Origin of the sequence: Rhizobium anhuiense bv. trifolii, from assembly GCF_024346605.1 — a bacterium.
GTDB classification, from domain to species: Bacteria; Pseudomonadota; Alphaproteobacteria; order Rhizobiales; family Rhizobiaceae; genus Rhizobium; species Rhizobium anhuiense.
The window spans coordinates 366,750-385,910 of record NZ_CP098801.1; the positions used below are offsets into that span (position 1 = coordinate 366,750).

General features: G+C 59.1%; 20 protein-coding genes and 3 pseudogenes. 20 read left to right on the forward strand and 3 right to left on the reverse strand.

The genetic code is table 11. From position 1 onward, the window contains the following. The first annotated feature begins 12 nt into the window (after positions 1 to 12). The 19 genes and pseudogenes from NE851_RS01805 to NE851_RS01895 all read left to right on the forward strand — a co-directional run bounded on the left by NE851_RS01805 (position 13) and on the right by NE851_RS01895 (position 16,333). Entirely contained in the window at positions 13 to 2,250 is a 2,238-nt protein-coding gene (locus NE851_RS01805; RefSeq protein ID WP_097544173.1) for an MGH1-like glycoside hydrolase domain-containing protein, read from the forward strand. Between the two features lie 363 nt (positions 2,251 to 2,613). After that, positions 2,614 to 3,690, forward strand: a complete 1,077-nt coding sequence (locus NE851_RS01810; protein WP_097544174.1) for an ABC transporter substrate-binding protein — start codon at positions 2,614 to 2,616, stop codon at positions 3,688 to 3,690. Continuing rightward, positions 3,680 to 4,594, forward strand: a complete 915-nt coding sequence (locus NE851_RS01815; protein ID WP_097544175.1) for an ABC transporter permease — start codon at positions 3,680 to 3,682, stop codon at positions 4,592 to 4,594. The genes NE851_RS01810 and NE851_RS01815 overlap by 11 nt, the downstream gene beginning before the upstream one ends. A gap of 10 nt (positions 4,595 to 4,604) precedes the next feature. Further along, the gene (locus tag NE851_RS01820; RefSeq protein WP_097544176.1) at positions 4,605 to 5,384 is read left to right on the forward strand and encodes an ABC transporter permease; all 780 of its coding nucleotides are present in this window, start codon (positions 4,605 to 4,607) and stop codon (positions 5,382 to 5,384) included. Beyond that, on the forward strand, positions 5,371 to 6,420 hold the full coding sequence (locus NE851_RS01825) for an ABC transporter ATP-binding protein (RefSeq protein ID WP_097544177.1): 1,050 nt from the start codon (positions 5,371 to 5,373) through the stop codon (positions 6,418 to 6,420). The genes NE851_RS01820 and NE851_RS01825 overlap by 14 nt, the downstream gene beginning before the upstream one ends. Continuing rightward, positions 6,420 to 7,019 (forward strand): cysteine hydrolase family protein, encoded by a 600-nt coding sequence (locus NE851_RS01830; protein ID WP_097544178.1) that lies wholly within the window; start codon positions 6,420 to 6,422, stop codon positions 7,017 to 7,019. Before NE851_RS01825 ends, NE851_RS01830 begins: the two co-directional genes overlap by 1 nt. Before the next feature lie 55 nt (positions 7,020 to 7,074). After that, positions 7,075 to 7,554, forward strand: coding sequence for a MarR family winged helix-turn-helix transcriptional regulator (locus NE851_RS01835; RefSeq protein ID WP_097544179.1), 480 nt, complete (start codon positions 7,075 to 7,077; stop codon positions 7,552 to 7,554). A gap of 39 nt (positions 7,555 to 7,593) precedes the next feature. Continuing rightward, positions 7,594 to 9,957, forward strand: a complete 2,364-nt coding sequence (locus NE851_RS01840; protein ID WP_097544180.1) for a beta-glucosidase family protein — start codon at positions 7,594 to 7,596, stop codon at positions 9,955 to 9,957. Further along, on the forward strand, positions 9,954 to 10,283 hold the full coding sequence (locus tag NE851_RS01845) for an XdhC family protein (protein ID WP_097544181.1): 330 nt from the start codon (positions 9,954 to 9,956) through the stop codon (positions 10,281 to 10,283). The genes NE851_RS01840 and NE851_RS01845 overlap by 4 nt, the downstream gene beginning before the upstream one ends. After that, complete coding sequence (locus tag NE851_RS01850) at positions 10,283 to 10,990, forward strand: XdhC family protein (protein WP_097544182.1); 708 nt, start codon at positions 10,283 to 10,285, stop codon at positions 10,988 to 10,990. The genes NE851_RS01845 and NE851_RS01850 overlap by 1 nt, the downstream gene beginning before the upstream one ends. After that, positions 10,987 to 11,451 (forward strand): molybdopterin-binding domain-containing protein, encoded by a 465-nt coding sequence (locus NE851_RS01855; RefSeq protein WP_097544183.1) that lies wholly within the window; start codon positions 10,987 to 10,989, stop codon positions 11,449 to 11,451. The genes NE851_RS01850 and NE851_RS01855 overlap by 4 nt, the downstream gene beginning before the upstream one ends. Before the next feature lie 91 nt (positions 11,452 to 11,542). Next, positions 11,543 to 12,160 carry a nucleotidyltransferase family protein gene (locus tag NE851_RS01860; protein ID WP_245433441.1) on the forward strand — a complete coding sequence of 206 codons (618 nt, stop codon included), beginning with the start codon at positions 11,543 to 11,545 and terminating at the stop codon, positions 12,158 to 12,160. Positions 12,161 to 12,231: 71 nt separating this feature from the next. Continuing rightward, positions 12,232 to 12,390: pseudogene (locus NE851_RS01865) on the forward strand (IS5/IS1182 family transposase); the annotation flags it as partial. A 143-nt stretch (positions 12,391 to 12,533) separates the two neighbouring features. Continuing rightward, positions 12,534 to 12,773 carry a DUF982 domain-containing protein gene (locus NE851_RS01870; protein ID WP_097544185.1) on the forward strand — a complete coding sequence of 80 codons (240 nt, stop codon included), beginning with the start codon at positions 12,534 to 12,536 and terminating at the stop codon, positions 12,771 to 12,773. Positions 12,774 to 12,873: 100 nt separating this feature from the next. Then, positions 12,874 to 13,137, forward strand: a complete 264-nt coding sequence (locus NE851_RS01875) for a DUF982 domain-containing protein (protein ID WP_097544186.1) — start codon at positions 12,874 to 12,876, stop codon at positions 13,135 to 13,137. Positions 13,138 to 13,865: 728 nt separating this feature from the next. Then, entirely contained in the window at positions 13,866 to 14,942 is a 1,077-nt protein-coding gene (locus NE851_RS01880; RefSeq protein ID WP_097544187.1) for a nucleotidyltransferase family protein, read from the forward strand. Between the two features lie 245 nt (positions 14,943 to 15,187). Continuing rightward, complete coding sequence (locus tag NE851_RS01885; RefSeq protein WP_097623354.1) at positions 15,188 to 15,355, forward strand: AbrB/MazE/SpoVT family DNA-binding domain-containing protein; 168 nt, start codon at positions 15,188 to 15,190, stop codon at positions 15,353 to 15,355. A 56-nt stretch (positions 15,356 to 15,411) separates the two neighbouring features. Further along, positions 15,412 to 15,663: pseudogene (locus NE851_RS01890) on the forward strand (DNA-binding protein); the annotation flags it as partial. A gap of 421 nt (positions 15,664 to 16,084) precedes the next feature. Then, entirely contained in the window at positions 16,085 to 16,333 is a 249-nt protein-coding gene (locus NE851_RS01895; RefSeq protein ID WP_097623355.1) for a hypothetical protein, read from the forward strand. Between the two features lie 84 nt (positions 16,334 to 16,417). On the opposite strand, the gene rsgA is transcribed toward NE851_RS01895, so the two are convergent. The 3 genes and pseudogenes from rsgA to NE851_RS01910 all read right to left on the reverse strand — a co-directional run. Next, entirely contained in the window at positions 16,418 to 17,485 is a 1,068-nt protein-coding gene (gene rsgA / locus NE851_RS01900; protein WP_254955907.1) for a ribosome small subunit-dependent GTPase A, read from the reverse strand. A 21-nt stretch (positions 17,486 to 17,506) separates the two neighbouring features. Further along, positions 17,507 to 17,683: a hypothetical protein gene (locus tag NE851_RS01905; RefSeq protein WP_018071841.1), complete on the reverse strand. Its 177-nt coding sequence runs from the start codon at positions 17,681 to 17,683 to the stop codon at positions 17,507 to 17,509. Positions 17,684 to 17,793: 110 nt separating this feature from the next. After that, positions 17,794 to 18,030, reverse strand: a pseudogene (locus NE851_RS01910) (Eco57I restriction-modification methylase domain-containing protein); the annotation flags it as partial. Positions 18,031 to 18,467: 437 nt separating this feature from the next. Between NE851_RS01910 and NE851_RS01915 the strand changes: the two are divergent. Next, on the forward strand, positions 18,468 to 19,157 hold the full coding sequence (locus tag NE851_RS01915) for a carbonic anhydrase (protein ID WP_097544191.1): 690 nt from the start codon (positions 18,468 to 18,470) through the stop codon (positions 19,155 to 19,157). Positions 19,158 to 19,161 lie beyond the last annotated feature (4 nt).

Here is a 19,161-nt window from a genome sequence, read left to right on the forward strand (position 1 = left end):
AAGCCCAGAATCATGCCACAACATTCGACAATTCCCTTGATGCGAGCCTGGAACAGCTGGTCCAATCGGCCGGCCGAGATGGTCTTCCTGCCGCTCGGCGTGCGGATCACGCCGGTGCTGTACTCGACCCGCAGCAAGACGACTTCCGCGATCGAGCCGCGGCGTGACACAGTTCGCCTTGGCCGTCACGCAATCGACGGCTCGCTGATCGAGCTGGAGACCGATCACAGCGGTTCGACGGTCGCCTTTTCGACGACGAAGACTGATCCCTTCGCCATACGCGGCAGCTGGAACGGCAAGGTGTCGGGCGAGTGGGGGCTGCGCTTCTGGCTGACGCTGGCGATCTCGTCCGAGGGCGGCGAAGTGGCGGTCCATGATGCGGGCCGTAACATCACGCTGCTAAAGGTCGGCACGCGATACGTGGCGGTCGCGACAGCGGAGTCGCCGGTGCACGTGACCGGTCACGACACGATCGACGCGCTGCGGGCGGACTTCGAGGAAAACGGCTACTTCTACACTGCCAGCCGCAAGAACGAGGCGCCGGTGATCGCCTTGCGCTTCAATCTCGAGATGATGCGCAAGGGGGCCTATGCTGCGGGCGTCGCAGACAGCGCGGAGCTTGCGATTGCCAAGGCGCAGGCGTGTCTGGCCGCTGGAGCATCCGCCGATTTTGCCAATGCGCATACCGGCGTATTCGATGGTGCACTCGACGCCGTGCGCGATGTGGTCGCATGGAACACCATTTGGGACGAAACCAACGCGCGTCCGTACACGGCGGTAACGCGGATTTGGAACCTCGGGAAATTTGCCGTCTGGTTCAACGACCAGATTTTTGCGGCGCTTCTCGCCGGCGGTTTCGACGCCGACCTGGCGCGCGAAAACATGGCAACGGCAATGGCGGGTGCGACGCCGCAGGGCAATATCGCTTGTATCGTCACTTCCAACGATGCATGGGTCGATCGCAGCCAACTGCCGTTTGGCGCGCTCGTTGTCTGGCAGCTCTACCAGCGCACCGGCGAACGTTCGATGATCCAGGCAAGCTACGATGCGCTGGTGCGCAATCGGCGTTGGTGGCAGGAGAATCGCGATCCGGACCGTTTCGGTCTGCTCTCGTGCGGAACGTCGGATGTGGGCGAGGGCCTCTACAAGGGCACAGCCTTTGGCGCGCGCAACGAAACCGGCATGGACAACTCCGCGACCCATGACGAGGCGCTCTACGATCCGATCACCCGTACGCTCTCGACCTTCGATCTGGGGCTCAACTGCGCTGCGGCTCTCGACGCCGAAATGCTGTCGAAAATGGCCACCGTGCTCGGCAAGCGTGACGATGCGGGCGAATTCGCCGCCCTTGCCGAGCGTAGCCGTACGCTCATCTCGCAAACGTTATGGGACGAAAGCCGCGGCATCTTCGCCAATCGCCAGCGCCGCGGTGGCTTCGTGCAGTCGCTATCTCCGACCAGCTTCTATCCGCTTCTTTGCGGTGCGGCGACGCCCGCGCAGGCGGCTCGGCTGCTCCATCATCTTAGCGACGAGAGCACCTTCGGCGGCGACTATGTGCTTCCGAATGCAACACGCGACGATCCTGCCTTCGCCGATAATGTCTACTGGCGCGGACGCATCTGGCCGAACGTGAACTACATGGTCTGGCTCGGCCTGCGCCGCTACGGCTTTGTTGCCGAAGCCAGCAAGCTCGCCAGCCAGAGCTACGATCTGTTCATGAAGAACTGGCGCGATGATCGCGTCGCGTCTGAAAACTACAATGCAGTGACCGGTGAGGCGATGGATCAGGGCGACACGGACCCATTCTACATCTGGGCTGCGATGCTGCCGTTGATGGCTACCGGCGAGATTGTCGACTTTGATCCCTGGACGGGCTGGACGGTGCGCAACGCTGGCCAGGATTTGGTGCTCGGGCCAGTGGTCTCGCCGTCTGGAGCGCTCGGGCTGACGGTCAAGTCCGGAACCCTAGTGATGACATTGAACGGTCACGCAGCCTTGAAGACAGATCTGCAGACAACGCTGTCGCGCATCGTCTTCGCCAACGGGCGCGTGGCCTGCACGATTGCACCCGTCTCTGAGGCTGGTTACATCGAGTTGCCAGGCTTGGCATTGGGCGATGTTCTTGCCGTCCGTATCAATGGCCAGGACATCAACTATTTGTCGGGCGAAGACGGAATACGCGTCATGATTGCTGGACACGCTCAGGACCTCTGGCTGGACGTCTATTTTTCATCGCCACGTGCTCACTAAGCAAGCCAGTGCTTGACAGGCCTCGATTCCTCACTAATAGTTTGTGTACAAATAAAAGCAAAAGACTGATGCTAAAGTCAGAGGGTTGAACGAACAGTCTGCAGGAGATCCGCGGATTCATGCCGGCCGCTCCTTGAAGTGATGCGATCTGCTTAAGGAAGGGATATGCGCTGCGTCGCAGCGCGCACTTCACCCTTGCTCAGAGGTCAGCACCCACGGACAGTGCTCATCTGTTTTTAGTATGCATACAAACGATAAACGCGCTTAGGCACGTTGTTTGTTGTCAAGCTAGCCGATCCGTTGAGGTCGACGACCGCGGGTCACGATGGTCCATAACCGTGTATCTTCAAGAGGGGTGCCACAATGACTGAACTCACCAGACGCAATACAATGAAGTTGATGTCCGCAGCACTGATTGCTGGCGTCAGCATCTCCACCTTGCCGCGCAAAGCCTTTTCGGCCGGATCCATCACGGTCCTCAACTGGCAGGGTTACGGCACCGACGAAGCCTGGTCGCTGAAGGCTTTCACCGAAAAGACGGGCATCACAGTCGTTCACGACTACTACAGCTCGGAATCGGAAATGTTGACCAAGTTGCGGACCAATCCGGGTGCTTATGATCTTGTTATCCTCAACGCCGCGCGTTGCGCCCAGGCAGTTGCCGAAGACCTCCTGCAGCCGATCGATTTCAGCAAGGTTCCAAACGCTTCAACAGTCGACGAGACCCTTCGCGCCAACCCGAACTTCAGCAAGGACGGCAAAGGCTATGCCGTCCCGTGGGTCTGGGGCATGACCTCACTTGCCATCCGCGAGGGCATGACGGTTCCCGACAGCTACGCCGCCCTCGCCGATCCGGCTTATAAGGGCCGCGTTGCCATGGACGACGACGCCATCATCAACGTCGGGGTCGGCGCATTAATGAGCGGGCAAGACATCAACGATCCCAAGGATCTGGCTGCTGTTACGGCCGCGCTGAAGTCGATCAAGCCGAACGTCAAGTTGCTGTGGTCCACGGAAGACCAGTGGAACAAGTCGTTTGCCGCCAAGGAGTTCGACCTGTCGCTGTTCTGGTCGGGCGGTTCGGTTCGCTCCAAGCGGGTTTCCAAACTTCCGGTTCAGTTCGTAGTGCCTAAGGAAGGCGGCGTCGGTTGGGTCGATGGTCTCGGTGTTCCGGCATCGGCTCCGAATCCAGAAGGTGCTCTTGCTTTCGTGAACTGGATGATCGATCCGACATTTTATGTCGAATGGGCAACCAAGATCGGGGCGCCCGCCTCGTCGAATTCGGCAGCCCTTTCAGCACTCCCCGCCGACGATCTCACCCGCCTGGTGCACAAGACCGAATACTTGAAGACGACGTCCTTTGTATCGGGCATTCCCGACGACCGCCGCGAAGCCTTCAACAATGTCTGGCAGGAAGTGAAAGCCTTCTATGCAGAATGATCGCCTGATATCAGCGTCAGAGCGCGGACCTTCGGGTCCGCGCAGCCGGCGCCCGCTCCCGTCATGGATATCGACCACGGCGCTACTGCTGCCGACCTATGGGTGGCTGACGCTCGCCGTTTTCCTGCCGTTGCTGACCATGTTCGTGTTCAGCTTCATGTCCGCGACGCCGATGGGCAAAGCCCCGATCATTTTTACGCTCAAGCAGTACCGCGCGTTCATCGATCAGCCCTATCTGGTCGGGATTGGCATCACGTCGCTGCTGATCGGCTTCTGGACCACGCTGTTCTGTGCGGTTCTGGGTTTTCTGGCGGCCGTGGCTTTGGTTCGCTCGACCTTCGGCAAGACCCGCGAGATGTTGTTGATCCTCATTCTCTTACCGTTCTGGACCAATGGCCTCGTGCGTGTCTTTTCGTGGACCATGGTCCTTCGCGAAAACGGCTTTCTCGACAGTCTGCTGCATATGATTGCTCCGGACGCAGGTTCTATTGGCTTTCTCTACACGCGCTATGCCGTGGTGGTTGGTCTTGTTCACGGCTACCTGCCGTACATGATCCTGACCTGCTACATCGCGCTGGTGGCCATCGACGACGCGATCATCGAGGCAGCTTCAAGCCTCGGCGCGCGCTGGTGGACCATCCTGGTCAAGATTTTGGTGCCGCTTGCGGCTCCCGGGCTGATCTCCGGCGCCGTTTTGATCTTCATTCCAGTCATCGGTTCGTTCATGGAACCGCGCATTCTGGGCGGTCGTGTCGGCGTGACCATGGGAACGGTGATCGAGGATCAGTTCACCCAGGCCTTCAACTGGCCTTTGGGCGCGTCGTTGTCCTTTACGCTGCTGGCTGTCGTGCTCGCAATTTTCGCAACCTTCTCTGGTGTCCTGCGCCGTGGGACGGTCGCTTGAGGAAGGGATCATGAAAACGCTCGGCCCAATCTATCTCATCGCCATCCTCATCTTCCTCTACACGCCCATTCTCGTGATGATGGCGATGGGGTTCAACGCTTCGCCACTTTACGAGCTGCCATTCCATTTCTCGCTGCAATGGTACGACGCGCTCTGGGACAACAGCATCCTTCTGACGGCGGGTCTTAACAGCCTGGTGATCGCCGGTATCACCGCGGTTCTGGCGACGGCTTTGGGGACCATGGCGTCCGTCGCGCTGTCGCGCCGGACCTTTCGCGGCAGAAGTCTCCTGCAACTCATGCTGCTGCCGCCGATCGCCATTCCCTGGCTAATCACCGGCACAGCCATGCTGATCTTCTTCTATTGGACCGGTATCGGGCGCGGTATGCATGCCCTGTTGATCGGCCACGTCGCGCTTGCCATCCCCTACGTTGTTCTGGTCGTCGGCACGGGCTTCAAGACGATCCGCGCCGACCTCGAAGAAGCCGCCATGAGCCTTGGTTCGACACCGGTTCACGCCTTCTTCTCGGTGACGCTGCCTTTGCTTTATCCGAGTATCCTTGGCGCCGCGCTCTTCGCCTTCGCCGTGTCACTCGACCAGTTCGTGATTTCCTATTTCCTCGCAACGCCCGGCTACACCACGCTGCCGGTGCAGATCTACTCCTCAATCCGCAAGGGCTTTACACCTGAAATCAATGCGATCTCGACGGTGCTTCTGCTCGGCTCGATGACGATCATCCTGATTTTTGCGCGCTTCGCCAAGCCCGGAGACACAAGTGACAAACGTTAAAGTCAATTCCGTCGCAAAGACCTACGGCACGACGCCGGTCCTGTCCGATATCACCACCGAGTTCCCCGAAGGCTCCTTCACCAGCCTTCTCGGCCCATCCGGTTCCGGCAAGACCACGCTGCTGCGCATCATCGCGGGCTTCATCAAGCCCGACCAGGGCGTCATCACGATCGGCAACAACGATGTCACCGGCATCCCGGTCTGGGGTCGTAATATCGGCATGATGTTCCAGTCCTATGCACTGTTCCCGCATATGACGATTGCCCAGAACGTCGCCTTCGGTCTCGAACGCCGGGGCATCAAGGGCGCCGCCGCCCGCAAGGAAGTCGATCGCGCTCTTGAGATGGTGCATTTGCCTGGCTTTGCCGATCGCATGCCCAAGCAGCTGTCGGGTGGCCAGCAGCAGCGCGTCGCGCTGGCCCGCGCCATGGTCATCAAGCCGAGCGTGCTGCTCCTCGACGAGCCGCTGTCGGCGCTCGATCGCCGCCTTCGCCAGGAAATGCAGGTCGAACTGTTGCGCATCCAGCGCGAAAGCGGGCTGACGACGATCTTCGTCACCCACGACCAGGAGGAGGCGTTGACGCTGTCTGACAAGGTTGCGATCCTCGACAAGGGCCGTATTGTTCAGATCGGCGAGCCGGAAACCGTCTACGAACGGCCGCTGACGCGCTTTGCCGCCGAATTCCTCGGCGATTCCAACTTCCTCACCGGGACGGTGGAGAACGGCGCCGTTCGTCTCGCCGATGGAACGATGGTCAGGACAACAGGCACGTTGCCATCAGGCGGCTCGAACGTTACGCTCGCGGTGCGCCCGGAGAAGATGTCGATCGCATCGGGTCCGACGGATGGCAACAGCCTGACGGCGCGCATCACCACCGTCATCTACGCAGGTCCCGTGCTGTCCTATCTGCTGGAGACGGCAGACGGTCTGCCGCTGAAGCTGTTTGCACAGAACCGCGATGGCAAGGTCCTGAGCGATGGCGACACCATCTCCCTAACTTGGGCCGCGGAACACACCGTCCCGGTGGCCGACTGATGATGACACCCGCGCCACTCTCCAAGAATACGCTGCATGTCGTCATCGACATGCAGCGCCTCTTCGCCGAGGAGACGGCGTGGTATACGCCAGCCATTGCCGGCATTCTTCCCAATGTGGTGGCACTCAGCAAAGCGCAGCCCGCTGAGACTGTCTTCGCGCGCTTCATGGTGCCCCAAAGTGCCGAAAATGCCACGGGTCGCTGGAAGACCTACTATCGTCGCTGGTCATCGGTAACGCTGGATGAGCTCGATGCCGCCATGCTGGATCTGGTGGCGCCGCTTTCGGCGATCGCCGGTCCAGGGTCTATCGTGGACAAGAGGACCTACTCGGTCTTTGGGGCGCCTGGTTTTTTGAACCGGTTGCAAGGATCGGCAACAGACACACTGATTTTCTCGGGCGTCGAGACCGACGTCTGCGTCTACGCCAGCCTTCTCGATGCGGTCGACGCCGGCTACCGGGTCATTCTGGCCAAGGATGCGGTGGCAAGCGGCGACATGGAGGCTCATGCCATGGTCATCGAGATCCTGGCGCCAAGGCTTTCTGAGCAGATTGAAATCCTGACGACAGAAGTCATTCTAAATTTACGGCGAGAGTGAATTCGACAGCGCCATTGCCGGGCATCACGAGGAACAGGCAGATTTGAGAGATCCGATGGACGTTCCGTTCAAAGAAAAAGCCGGCCGACAAAAGACCGTAGCGACGGAGGCGCAGGGCCAGCAGGTACAGTATACGCTTGGTGAGCAGATCGGCTTCTACCTGCGCCAGGCCAACCAGCGGCACGTGGCGATCTTTGCGAGCCTGATGGCTGAAAAACTGACCACCACCCAGTGGGCGGCGCTCGTCAGGCTGAAGGACCTGCAGCCCTGCTCGCAGGGCAACCTGGGCCGCGAGACCGCCATGGATATGGCGACCATCAAGGGCGTCGTCGACCGTCTTGTAAAACGTGGGCTGGTGCACACCGCACCCGACGCCACCGACGCACGCCGGCTGGTGCTGACGCTGACGCCGGAAGGCGAGGCGACAGTGGCCCGCAACCTGTCGGTCGCACTGCAAATCTCGCAGGAAACGCTGAGCACGCTGACGCTTGCTGAGCGGATGATGCTGATGGAGCTCCTGCAGAAGATCTGTTGATAAGAGACCACGATTGTCTCTAGAAATCGAGAGAGTAGCATGTTTCAGCCCAGCGAAGACGAAATCAAGTCGCTTGTCGGCCAGATGACGGTTGCCGAAAAGGTTGATCTTCTGAGCGGACGCGGGCTGTGGAAAACCGCATCGATCCCACGGCTCGGCATTCCATCGATTGTCATGACCGATGGTGCCCATGGCGTTCGCTACTCCACAACCCAGATCGACGCCGGCGACAATGACGAAGACAGCCTACGGGCGTTTCTGGCGGTTGTCGGCCAACAGGCCGATGCATCAGGCGGCATGTTCGGCGCGACACGTCCTGCGACCTGCTTTCCAAACGGCAATCTGCTTGGCTGTTCCTGGGATGTCGATCTGGCCTACCGCATGGGGGAGGCGCTGGCGGCGGAATGCCAGGAATTTGGCGTTCATCTCCTACTTGGGCCCGGCATCAATATCCGCCGCACGCCGCTTGCCGGCCGCGCCTATGAATACTACTCCGAGGACCCCCTCATCAGCGGGGACATTGCCGCAGCCGTCATCTCGGGCCTACAAGACAATGGCGTCGGCGCCTCGTTGAAGCATTTTGCCTGCAACAATTCCGAGATCGACCGGACAACGACCAGCTCAGATGTGGACGAACGGGCTCTTCGCGAAATCTATCTGGCGGGCTTCGAACGAGTGATCGGAAAGAGCGCCCCCTGGACAGTGATGAGCGCTTACAACCGGCTGAACGGCATTCAAGCAGCAGAAAATCAATGGTTGCTCAGCACCGTGTTGCGCGAGGAATGGGGCTATGACGGGCTGGTCGTCTCCGATTGGCACGCAATTAGGGACCGTGGTGCGGCGCTCGCTGCCGGGACCGATCTCGACATGCCGGAAAGCCAGCCACGCAAGGCCCGCCTGCGGGCGGCGATCGAGGCTGGTGATCTGGCGCCCGAGGTGGTCGATGCCGCCTGCGCTAAGGTTCTGGCGTTCGTGCGCAAATGCAAGATGCATGAGCGGCGCGACACGGTCATCGATCTCGACCGGCACCACGCTCTGTCGCGGGAGATTGCAGCGGAATCGATCGTCTTGCTGCGCAACGAAGGCAGGACATTGCCGCTTGATCCGAATAGCACCGGCCGGCTCCTCGTCGTTGGTGACGGCGCTACCATTCCCGTGATCCAAGGTTCTGGTTCGGCCACGACCAATCCCTATCGCGTCGACAGCCCCTTCGTTCAGATTGCCGCGCGGGCAGGCGCCGACTTCGAGGTGCAGCATCTGCCATTCCCCTCTGCCGCAGAGGTCAATATGCAGGCGTTGATCGAGGCGACCGTCGTGGCGGCGTCTTCTGCCGATTTCACAGTGGTGTTTGCGGAAAACGAGAAGAGCCGGCACGGCGAGGGCAACGACCGCGACACATTGAAGCTGGCCGCCACCCACGACGCCCTCCTTCATGCGCTGGCTGCATCCGGTTGCAAGGTAATCGTGGTGCTCTCGATGCCGGATGCCGTCGAAATGCCGTGGCTCAATGATGTCGATTCCGTGCTCGCTGCGTTCTACGCCGGGCAGGGCGGCGGCGAAGCGATTGCCCGCGTTCTGTTTGGCGAGCAGAACCCCTGCGGCAAACTCTCTGCCAGCATGCCCGTGCGGATGCAGGACATTCCCGGCTGGCACACCTATCCCGGTGAGCATGGGCGCCATCTCTATAGCGAGGGTGTTTTCGTCGGCTATCGCTTCTACGATCTCAAGGCAATCGCCCCGGCGTTTCCCTTCGGGCACGGTCTCAGCTACACGACCTTCAGCTATGAGAATCTCAGGATCGACATACAGGAAGTCGCTCCGGGCGTGGCCTGTACTGCGAGCGTTACTATCCGCAACACTGGATCTGTCGCGGGCAAGGAGACCGTTCAGCTCTACGTTCGCCCGGTGAAACCCGGCTTAAAACGGCCGATCCGTGAACTCAAAGCCTTCTGCAAACTGTATCTGGAGCCCGGCGAGGCGAAGACGGTGCCCCTTACCCTCGTTGAGCGGGACTTCCAGTACTTCGACGCCGTCCGCTCCGGATGGGTGCTGGATGCGGAGGCTTTCGTCATAGAAGTGGGTGCATCATCACGTGAGATCCTTCTGGAGGCCTTTCTACCATGCCGGCCGGAACGTCCAGGACTGCCCGTAATTTTGCCCAACTCTCCACCGGCGCTGATATTTGCCCATCCGAAGGCCGAGGCCGCTCTGATTGACTTCATTGTCGCCACGCTTTCGATCTCCAGTGCGGAAGCCACGGCGCTTCTCGCGAAGACAAAGGGCTCTTTCCTCGGCTTTTATGACACTCTGAGCTGGTACGTCGGCGATAGCGTCAGGGAGGCGGATATCGCCCTGGTCTTCGCGAGCTTGAACGACACTTGCGTGGAAGATTCGCTGGAATGACAACTGCATCACATCCAAACGATCCGCTATTGACGGCCGAGATATGGATAGATGAAAGTCGCGCCGTTGCCATCGCAACGGTCATCGAAACCTGGGGCTCGGCTCCACGTCCGGTCGGCAGCCATCTGGTCGTCGACGCAGATGGCAATTTCGAAGGCTCGGTTTCCGGCGGCTGCGTCGAAGGTGCGGTCGTCACGGCCGCGCTCGATGTGATTGCCGGTGGCACGGCGCAGATGCTAGAGTTCGGCGTCACTGACGAGACCGCCTGGCGCGTTGGACTTTCCTGTGGCGGGCGTATCCGCGTTTATGTCGAAAGGCTCGACTGATGCAGCGTGCCAGCCTGCAACGTCTAAACGCTGCGCGACGCAAACGGATCGCTGCGATTCTGCTGGCTGATCTTGACAGTCATACCGAACGCATCGTTCTAGAGGGTGATCCGCTTGACGGGCCGATCGCAGATTTGATCGAAGATGCTTTTCGCTCCGGCCGCTCGATGGCCTTCGATGCAGCCGAGGGCAGAGGATTCTTGAACGTCTATCTCCCTGCGCCGCGTATCGCCATTATCGGCGCCGTGCACATTGGCCAGTATCTGACGCAGTTAGCAGGGCTTGCCGGTTTCGATGTGCGCATCATTGATCCCCGGACGGCCTTTGCGACTAGCGAGCGCTTCCCTGGTGTGCCGCTCTCCACCGACTGGCCCGCCGATGCTTTTCTGCTCGATCCGCTCGACCGTTACACCGCGTTGGTTGCACTCACCCATGATCCGACGATCGATGATCTTGCGCTGGCGGAGGCGTTGCGGACGGGCTGCTTCTACATCGGCGCGCTCGGCAGCAGAAAGACGCATGCTGCGAGGACCGACAGGCTTGCGTTGGAAGGTTTCACCCCCGATGCGCTTTCAGCCATTCATGCTCCGATCGGGCTCGATATCGGGGCTTCCAATCCGGCGGAGATCGCCGTGGCGATACTGGGCGAAGTCATTCAAGCACTGCGGTCGCGCCCTCTTTCGTTATCTGGGGATGGAGCACGGTGAAATTCGGTCAGTTATCCATCGACGACGCTAACTGGCATGTGCTTGCTCGTTCGCTGAGGTTGCCCGAAGGCACTTTCTCGAAAGGCCATGTTCTGAAAGACTGCGACCTCGCACGGCCGAAGCAGGTTGAGCTTCGCCACGTAACGGATGCGCGCATGAACATGGATGATGTGGGAGAAGACCAGGGCGCCTGGATGCTGGGACAATCAATCGCGATTGAAGATATTAGGTTGTCCAAGGTGACGACGGACCGGGTCAACGTCCACTCGAGCGTCAAGGGTATATTCGCGATCGACAAAGCAGCGGCCGACGGGCTCAATGCCATCGAGCCGGCGATTGCCTTCGCCTGCCTAGCCGACCATGCAGGGGTTGGCATCGGTACGATGATCGCGACGTTCAGATTCATTCCGCAAGCGGTTCATCCTTCGAAGATCGATGAGCCTGCGCATTCTGGCGGGTGAGAGTCCCGATGAAGATGATATATTCAAATGGGTGGCGGGCGCCCGGAGATCCAGACGCGGCCGATGCCATGCCCTTGGAGGAGAAGTCGCGGTGAAGCCAATAGTGGTGGCGATCGTACTTCTGGGTGCCGGTATGGCGACGCGCATGGGCCCGAACGGCGGCCACAAGCTGCTGGCCGATTTTGACGGGATGCCGCTCGTCCGCCGTTCGGCGTTGATTGCGATTAATAGCCATGCTGAATCCGTCACTGTGGTCGTTGGCCATCGCCAAGACGACATCCGCAAGGCACTCTCCGATATGCAATTGAACATCGTCGCAAATCCGGATTACGCGTCCGGGATGGCAAGCTCCCTGGTGACAGGCTTTGTTGCTGCCGGGGCGAATGGTGTTGACGGTGTCCTGGTCATGCTCGCGGACATGCCGGATGTGACCAGCAGCGATCTCAACCGGCTGATTACGGCCTTTCAACATGGCAAGGGCGCATCGATCGTTCGTGCCGTCTCGCAGGGCAAGCACGGAAATCCCGTTATCCTGCCGCGGTCGCTGAACGATGCCGTTCTGCGGCTGAAGGGCGACATCGGCGCCCGCGACCTGATCAAAGCCTCCGGGCTGCCGGTGATTGAGGTTGAGATTGGCGACGCGGCGCTGATCGACGTCGACACGCATGAGGCCATCATCGCGGCCGGGGGCATTCCTGCGGACAGCTGACGCGAATCCATTTCGCATATGTTCTCACCCACGGCCACGCTTCCATTATAGAGAATTATGCCTCGATGATAGGGAAGCGGTCCTTGGTCGAGGCCGCGATCGGCCGCTACAACTCGATCATCCGACACCGGCAGCGAGCACGCTCATTCCGCGCGTAACAGACCGAAGTTGCCATCGGCTGCGCGATTTTCAACCGAATGCTGGCATGTGCACGCCCGAAGTCAGTCCGGTTTCGGTTCACGCCAGGAGCGATGCACGAAGCCCTTCCAATTCGCTCTTGGGCTGCCGCCCTCCAAAATTTCGGCAGGATCGTCCGCTTGGAACAGATCTTCCTAATATACGTTTGTGGGAAGCCTGCCCCACGGAGGACGCCATGATCAGCATCTGGGACGCGAACGTCGAATTGAAGATAGATGATCGGGTTCACGTCATCAGGAACGCTAGAGAGGCGGTCGCATTCTTGAAGAAATACTGGCCCGAGAACAGAAGCGCCAGCTATGCGACAGCGTGGAAGGTATGCCTGGACGCGGCGAGTGGCGTTGTTCCCGACGCGGAAGCGCGATCTGCGTTTGAGGCTGCGGCGAAGGAGGCCGGCATCCTTCGTCAAAGTTAAGGTCGCTTCGTTTGAAGTGAGAATCTGGATCATGCCGCCCCCCACCCGGAACGGTTCTTGCACGGTTACCAATATGTTTACCGTGGGAAGGCGTAACGTCATGAAGTGGCACACAACCGGAGAGTTTACCCCGCTGATGCTCGTTGTAAATGGGCCGGAAAAATACAAGCTTGTCGCGAGCCTTTGGGAGGCGGCAAATATGTTGACGGCTTGCTGGCCCATCGACGATGGAGAGGAATATCTTATCGCGGTCAGGGCATGCCGGGATGCTATCCATGGGGACATATTGGCCGAGGACGCGCGAGAAGCGCTGATCCGTGCCGCCGATGAAGCTGGAATTCCGGTGATCACCGTCGTTCACTGAGTTGCTGCCTTCCTTGATGCCACAGCCCTCCGCTTCGCATCGAAGCGCGCGTCCTGAGTCCAAGAAACGCTGCTGCATCCATTTGATCTCGGGGATGGCGTACTGAGCCCAGCATGTGCAGATGCCGATTGCCTCGGCTGCGTCTCGCTGCTCTACGGCTCCCTGGCGCCTTTACTCGCAGCAGTTGTTTCGGCGACATCGTCCCCCCGCAACACTCCAGGAAACTGAGGTGCCTAATCGCCAAGCGGCCGAGTGTCTTTCCCGACAGTCTCCAACTGGTCGCGAGGCAAACTATAGGTCAGTGCGAAATTATTGCATTCGAAAGTGCTGCTGAGGTTGCGCGCAATTGCAAGATTTCTGAAACGGCGGTTCGCCGACTTGCATATGGGTTTCGAACTTTTGGCGAGTTGGGCGCGATGATAAGAGATCAGATCTCTCGAAGAATCTTGGCGCCAAGTGCCGGTGCTGCCGAACTGACATCACATGCGGCTTTAACCCCGGGGAGCCGGATTTTGTTTGTGCCACAGGCATTAGCGCGGCTTTGGTTATAAGGTTTTGGCAGAGACTTATAACTTGACTATAGAACGGGGAGTTATAAGGTCTTGGCAGAGACTTATAACGGCGCAAGACAGGGCGACTTTTTAAAAGAGGGCAAGAGCGCATGGGCAAGGCGCGGGCCTTAGTTTGTGGGCCGAGAGGGCCCCCGCACGCCTGGAGGGGAAACGCCAATGATGAAAGAGATCGACATCAGCTACCGGACGATGTTCGCGGAGCTAACGCAGCGGACGCTTGATGCGCAATTTGCGGCAGACTTCCCTCTGGAGGGGTGGTTTGTAACGGTCACCGTGAAGGGCCGCGATTACTGGTATTTCGATCTCCCTACTACCGAGGGAAAGGACAAGCGACGCTATGTCGGTCCACACAGCGACGAGGCAATCACGGCGAGGGTGAAGGCTCACAAGGAAATCAGAGACGACATGCGTGAGCGGAGGCGCATGGTTAGCACTCTGCGCCGCGCTGGCCTTCCGGGTCCCGACACCTTCGCGGGCGACGTCACGAAGGCGCTTGCTGACGCCGGATTGTTCCGTCTTCGTGCAGTCCTGATCGGGTCGGTGGCTTTCAGCACATATGCGGGGATGCTAGGGGTCCGATTGCCCTCGTCGGCAATGCAGACCGGCGATGCCGATTTCGCGCAGGACTTTGCGATCTCAGCCGGGGTCGAAGACAGTTTGCCTCCCGTGCTGGAAGTCCTCCAGTCGGTTGATCCCGAGTTTCGGCCGGTTCCGCACCATGCTGACAAAGCGAAGGTGGCGGCATTCCAAAACGCCAAGGGCTACCGGGTGGAGTTTCTCACGGGAAATCGGGGATCGGACGAATACACGGGCAAGCCGTCTCCTATGCCCGCCCTCGGTGGCGCGTCGGCGGAAAATCTGCGGTTCTTGGATTTCCTGATCTATGAACCTGTCCGCACGGTGCTTCTCTTCCGCGAAGGCGTGAACGTCCTCGTCCCCGCTCCCGAAAGGTATGCAGTTCACAAGCTCATCGTGTCCTCAAGAAGGCGCACAGACACTCTAGGACGCATTAAGTCGGACAAAGACCTGACCCAGGCATCCCTGCTCTTCCAAGCCCTCGTCGAGACGCGCCACGACAGCGAGCTGGCGGATGCTTGGGAGGAAGCATGGAATCGTGGGGATGCGTGGAAAGAGGGCATCGTCAGCGGCCTATCGAGACTGCCGAAAAACGGGGTGAAAGCCCTGGAGAAGGTCCTCGGCCCCGAGGTGATGGAAGACCTGGTGAAAAGGTAACCGGAATGATGGCCGTTGCGACGCTTCATTCCCAGCCCGTCAGGAAACTCGACGAGCGGCGGTGACAATGCAAGCCGGCGCCCTCGACGAAATCACGTTGTGTTGAGCACATCATCTGATGCCTCTGACATCGTCGAACACCACGGCGCTCACGGAGCATCCGATGCCAGAGGCTCACTTAGGGATATTGAAATCGAAACCGGAAGGTAATACCTAACGCCAAATCGGGATTACGAGGTTTCGGCGTGACGACGACAGTCACAGCAAAGGGGCAGGTCATTATCCCCAAAGCCGTTCGAGAATTGCTCGGGATTGTGCCCGGAAGCGAGGTCGATTTTCATCGGACCGCAGATGGTAGTGTGGTACTGACAAGAGCCGACAGGAAGCAGCCCTCAGCCGCTTTCAAAAGCTGATACGCCGGAGAGGGGCTCACTACCGACGCGATCATGGCGCTCACACGTGGTGACGTCTGACGCTCATCGACACGAATGTCCTGCTCGATCTCGTGACCAATGATGGAACCTGGGCTGACTGGTCGATTGAGCAACTCGAAGCGGCCACTCTCGCCGCCCCGCCGCTGATCAACGATGTCGTTTATGCCGAACTTGCGGTGCGCTATGACCGCATCGAAGAACTCGCTGCGCCATCGACGAGGCGGGGCGCGCCGTTTCCGCGGGCGCCGCTCTTTCTTGCCGGAAAGGCCTTCACGCAGTATTGCCGGTGATACTTCCAACTGTCGTGTTGATCTCCCCGGCTCAGTGATCTCACCGCCGGAAGTGGCAATATTCGCAGTCCTGGCACCTTGGCCAGCCCCTGAACTTTCCAGAACGGAGCAAACGCAGGTGGTCTCCGGTCTGAAGCCATATACGGTTAATCAGATGGGCAGGCGCTCTCGAACGAGTGGGTGTTCACTTCGAGTCCGTTCAGGAGCGCTTGCTACGCGGGCGGGGCCCGGCTCTGTCGTACTGATTCGCAATGAATTGCTCTGAGTCTTTCTCGCAACACCTAAGCGGCAACTGGAATCTTGGACGGATTTGTCTGGTCTAGCGCATTTCAGTTGCTGTATCCGTGGGACTGCAAACCGATTTGCGCGAGCGGACTGTTAAGGAAAGCAAGTCCGCATCTTCTAAAGCAGGACTTTAATGAACGCGGACATGATAGCCGCCTGGGCGGTGGAAAATGGATTCCATGCAATCGATTCGGGGAGTTATCGTCGCCACGACACTGCGGGTGTGATCACGATCGAGATAAAGAGGATCTCATTCCTCCTCATCGATGAGAGGCAAGGATTGCGACCGCGCCTTATATCTTGGTTGTTCAAAGACTTATCCCTCACGAGCGGGAGCGGCCGCTTGCAGGGTGTTCTTCTTGACCGCAATCCCATTCATTGAGCGCTGACGCTATCCCAAAGCCTAGCAATTCTGATGGCGGATCGTGGTTGACGACGGTGAGCACCGTCGCAAACGTCAGCACTTTCAATATTTCTTCTTGCGAACGATCTTGTTGCCGCGGGGTCCACTGACGACCGGTGTTCGGTCGCGGTTTTCTGCAAGCAGGTTCCGCCAGCGTTCCAGGCGATCGGCGACTAGGGCACCGCTTGCGACAGCTGCCTGCACCGCGCACCCCGGCTCATGGGCATGGGTGCAATCGCGAAAGCGGCAAAGCGGCGCCAGTTCGGTTATCTCAGCAAAGAGGGTGTCGATACCGTCGGCAACATCACTCACGTAAAGCGTTCTTATTCCCGGCGTATCGACAACCCACCCGCCGCCTGGAACTGCATGTAGGGATCGCGCCGTGGTCGTGTGTCGGCCCTGCGCGTCGTATTCCCGGATGGTGCCTGTTTTTTGCTTTGTGTCAGATTCAGGCCCAGTCATGGTGTTAACCAGCGTTGATTTTCCAACACCAGAGGATCCCACCAGCGCGACCGTCTGGCCAATGCCGCACCAAGGCCTCAACAGGGAAACGGCATCCGCCGAGCGCCCATTCAAGGCAATGACAGGCAGGTCGCGCTGCAAAGCCTCGGCTTGCGCCTGGAAAATGTCGGCATCGTCCGCGGTGTCAGCCTTCGTCAGGACAATCACCGGATTGATCCCGGCCTGAGTGGCCATGATCAGGTAACGTTCCAGCCGAGCAAGATTGAAATCGGCGTTGCACGAGGTCACGATCAACAGGGTGTCGACGTTGGCGGCAACAAGTTGCAGGCCACGTCCGCCTTCCGGAGGTCGTTGAAGGACGCTTTTTCGGTCGAGACGTCTGATAAGCATGTCAGTGAGTGAATCGGCAAGAACCCAGTCGCCCACCGCGTAGTCACCGGTATTGGTATTGGATGGAAACTCCAGTCCAACCGGCCCGGTGACATCGATCGCCTGGATGCGGGCTCGGTGAACTGAAGCGATGCGTCTGGGGATCAAGTCCGCTTCGCTGGCCTGGACTTGGTCCGCGAAGAATTCGGACCACCCAAGTAGTTCCAGCGGTGAAGAAAGTTGGGAGCTGGTCAAATCTTGGTCCGCATTCGGTAAGGCCTGCCATAGAGAGTTTTTCAATGATCTTCCGCGGCTTCTCGCTTAGCTGCGTGGATGATCCCGCTTTGGCAAAGAGGTTGCGTAGGCAGCAGCCTCGCCAGGATAGGGGAAATCGTCCCCGAGCTGACGGTCGCCATCGTAGACTTTGAATGAAGGCCCTTCAACTTCAACGATCTTGTAGCCATTCACGTATTCGATCTTCGGTGTTTTCCAGCCCATTAAAGCTCTCCGGTCGGTCCGCGGTTCTCTCTGAAGATGGTGCCACCTCATACTCGGCAGTCTATGGTCTATCAGGTGCTTCACGATTAGCCAACGCCGGTTCGATCCCATTCGGCGGGCAAGACGAAGACTAGGCGACCGCCTTTCCTCAGGAACAATGCAGAGTGCACCGTAAATGCTGCCCAACTCGAGGCGAGGCCCGTCGGAGAAATGCTGCCCCTGATGACCGCCTCCCGGGCACGGGCGTGGGCTTCCCCGGTAAAGTCCTGGTATCGGATATAGGGAGGATTTCCGATGACGACGTCGAACGCGGGATCAGCCCCGACGGCAAAGAAGTCGTACAATTGCGGCGGGCTCGAGCACGCGGTCGTCAGGCGCGCGAATGGCCCGGGTCCGCGGATGGCCGCCTACTTCCATCCAGAACTACAGCGCGCTGATGGGTTTGTGCAGCCTATCCCATTAAATCAGGCGTTTTACGATCTGCGGGTCGATGTTCGGGTGCTTTCGAGAGCAGACGATTGCCGCTTCTCTGGATCTCACCCTGAGACGCTTTCACCGAAACGAATTTGAGATTTCAACGTCCGTCACGATAGGCAGGCGTCGACTAAAATCATTTCACAATCCACTCACAAGATTTTTATAGATGAGATTGCAATCATTCCGTGTCGGCTATTTTCTCGCCGGCAACTTCCCCTATCTCGCACTTGCGAAATATCGCGCATGCCAACCCGCCGGGCTGGGTACGCCCCCTGCCTGCCGTCCGGCCCAACACAAGGACTCGACAATGGGTGATTTGCTTAAAGGGATCTCCAGCTTTCGCGGTGCCGTCTTTCCAGACCATCAGGCACTTTATCGCAAGCTAGCGGAGGAGGGACAGCAGCCGCAGGCGCTGATGATTTCCTGCGCCGACAGCAGGGTGATGCCCGAAACAATCACGCAGTCCGGCCCCGGCGAACTCTTCGTCTGCCGCAATGCCGGAAATATCGTTCCTCCCTTTTCCACGGCAAATGGCGGTGTATCATCGGCGATAGAATACGCGGTCGTAGCACTCGGCGTTCGTGATATCATCGTGTGCGGGCATTCCGATTGCGGTGCGATGAAAGGGCTTTGCCATCCCGATCTTCTGAAGCCGATGCCGAATGTCGCTGCCTGGCTGAAGCATAGTCATGCTGCCCATTCGATTGTTTGCGAAGCCTACCCCGTCGACCTGTCCGAGCGTCAAAGAATTCGCGCCATCGCGATGGAAAACGTCGTCGTCCAGCTCGACCACTTGCGCACGCATCCTTCCGTCGCCGCCAAGCTGGCGACCAACGACATTACCCTGCACGGGTGGTTCTTCGATATCGAGACGGGGGAGGTGCTCGTCTATGACGGTGCGGCCGCTCGCTTCACGGAAATCCTTGAGAACAGGCCCTTGCCCGTCGCGGTTAAGGGTCGTGGTCGTCCGCATGTGATTCCGCAAGCCGCGGAGTAGGCCG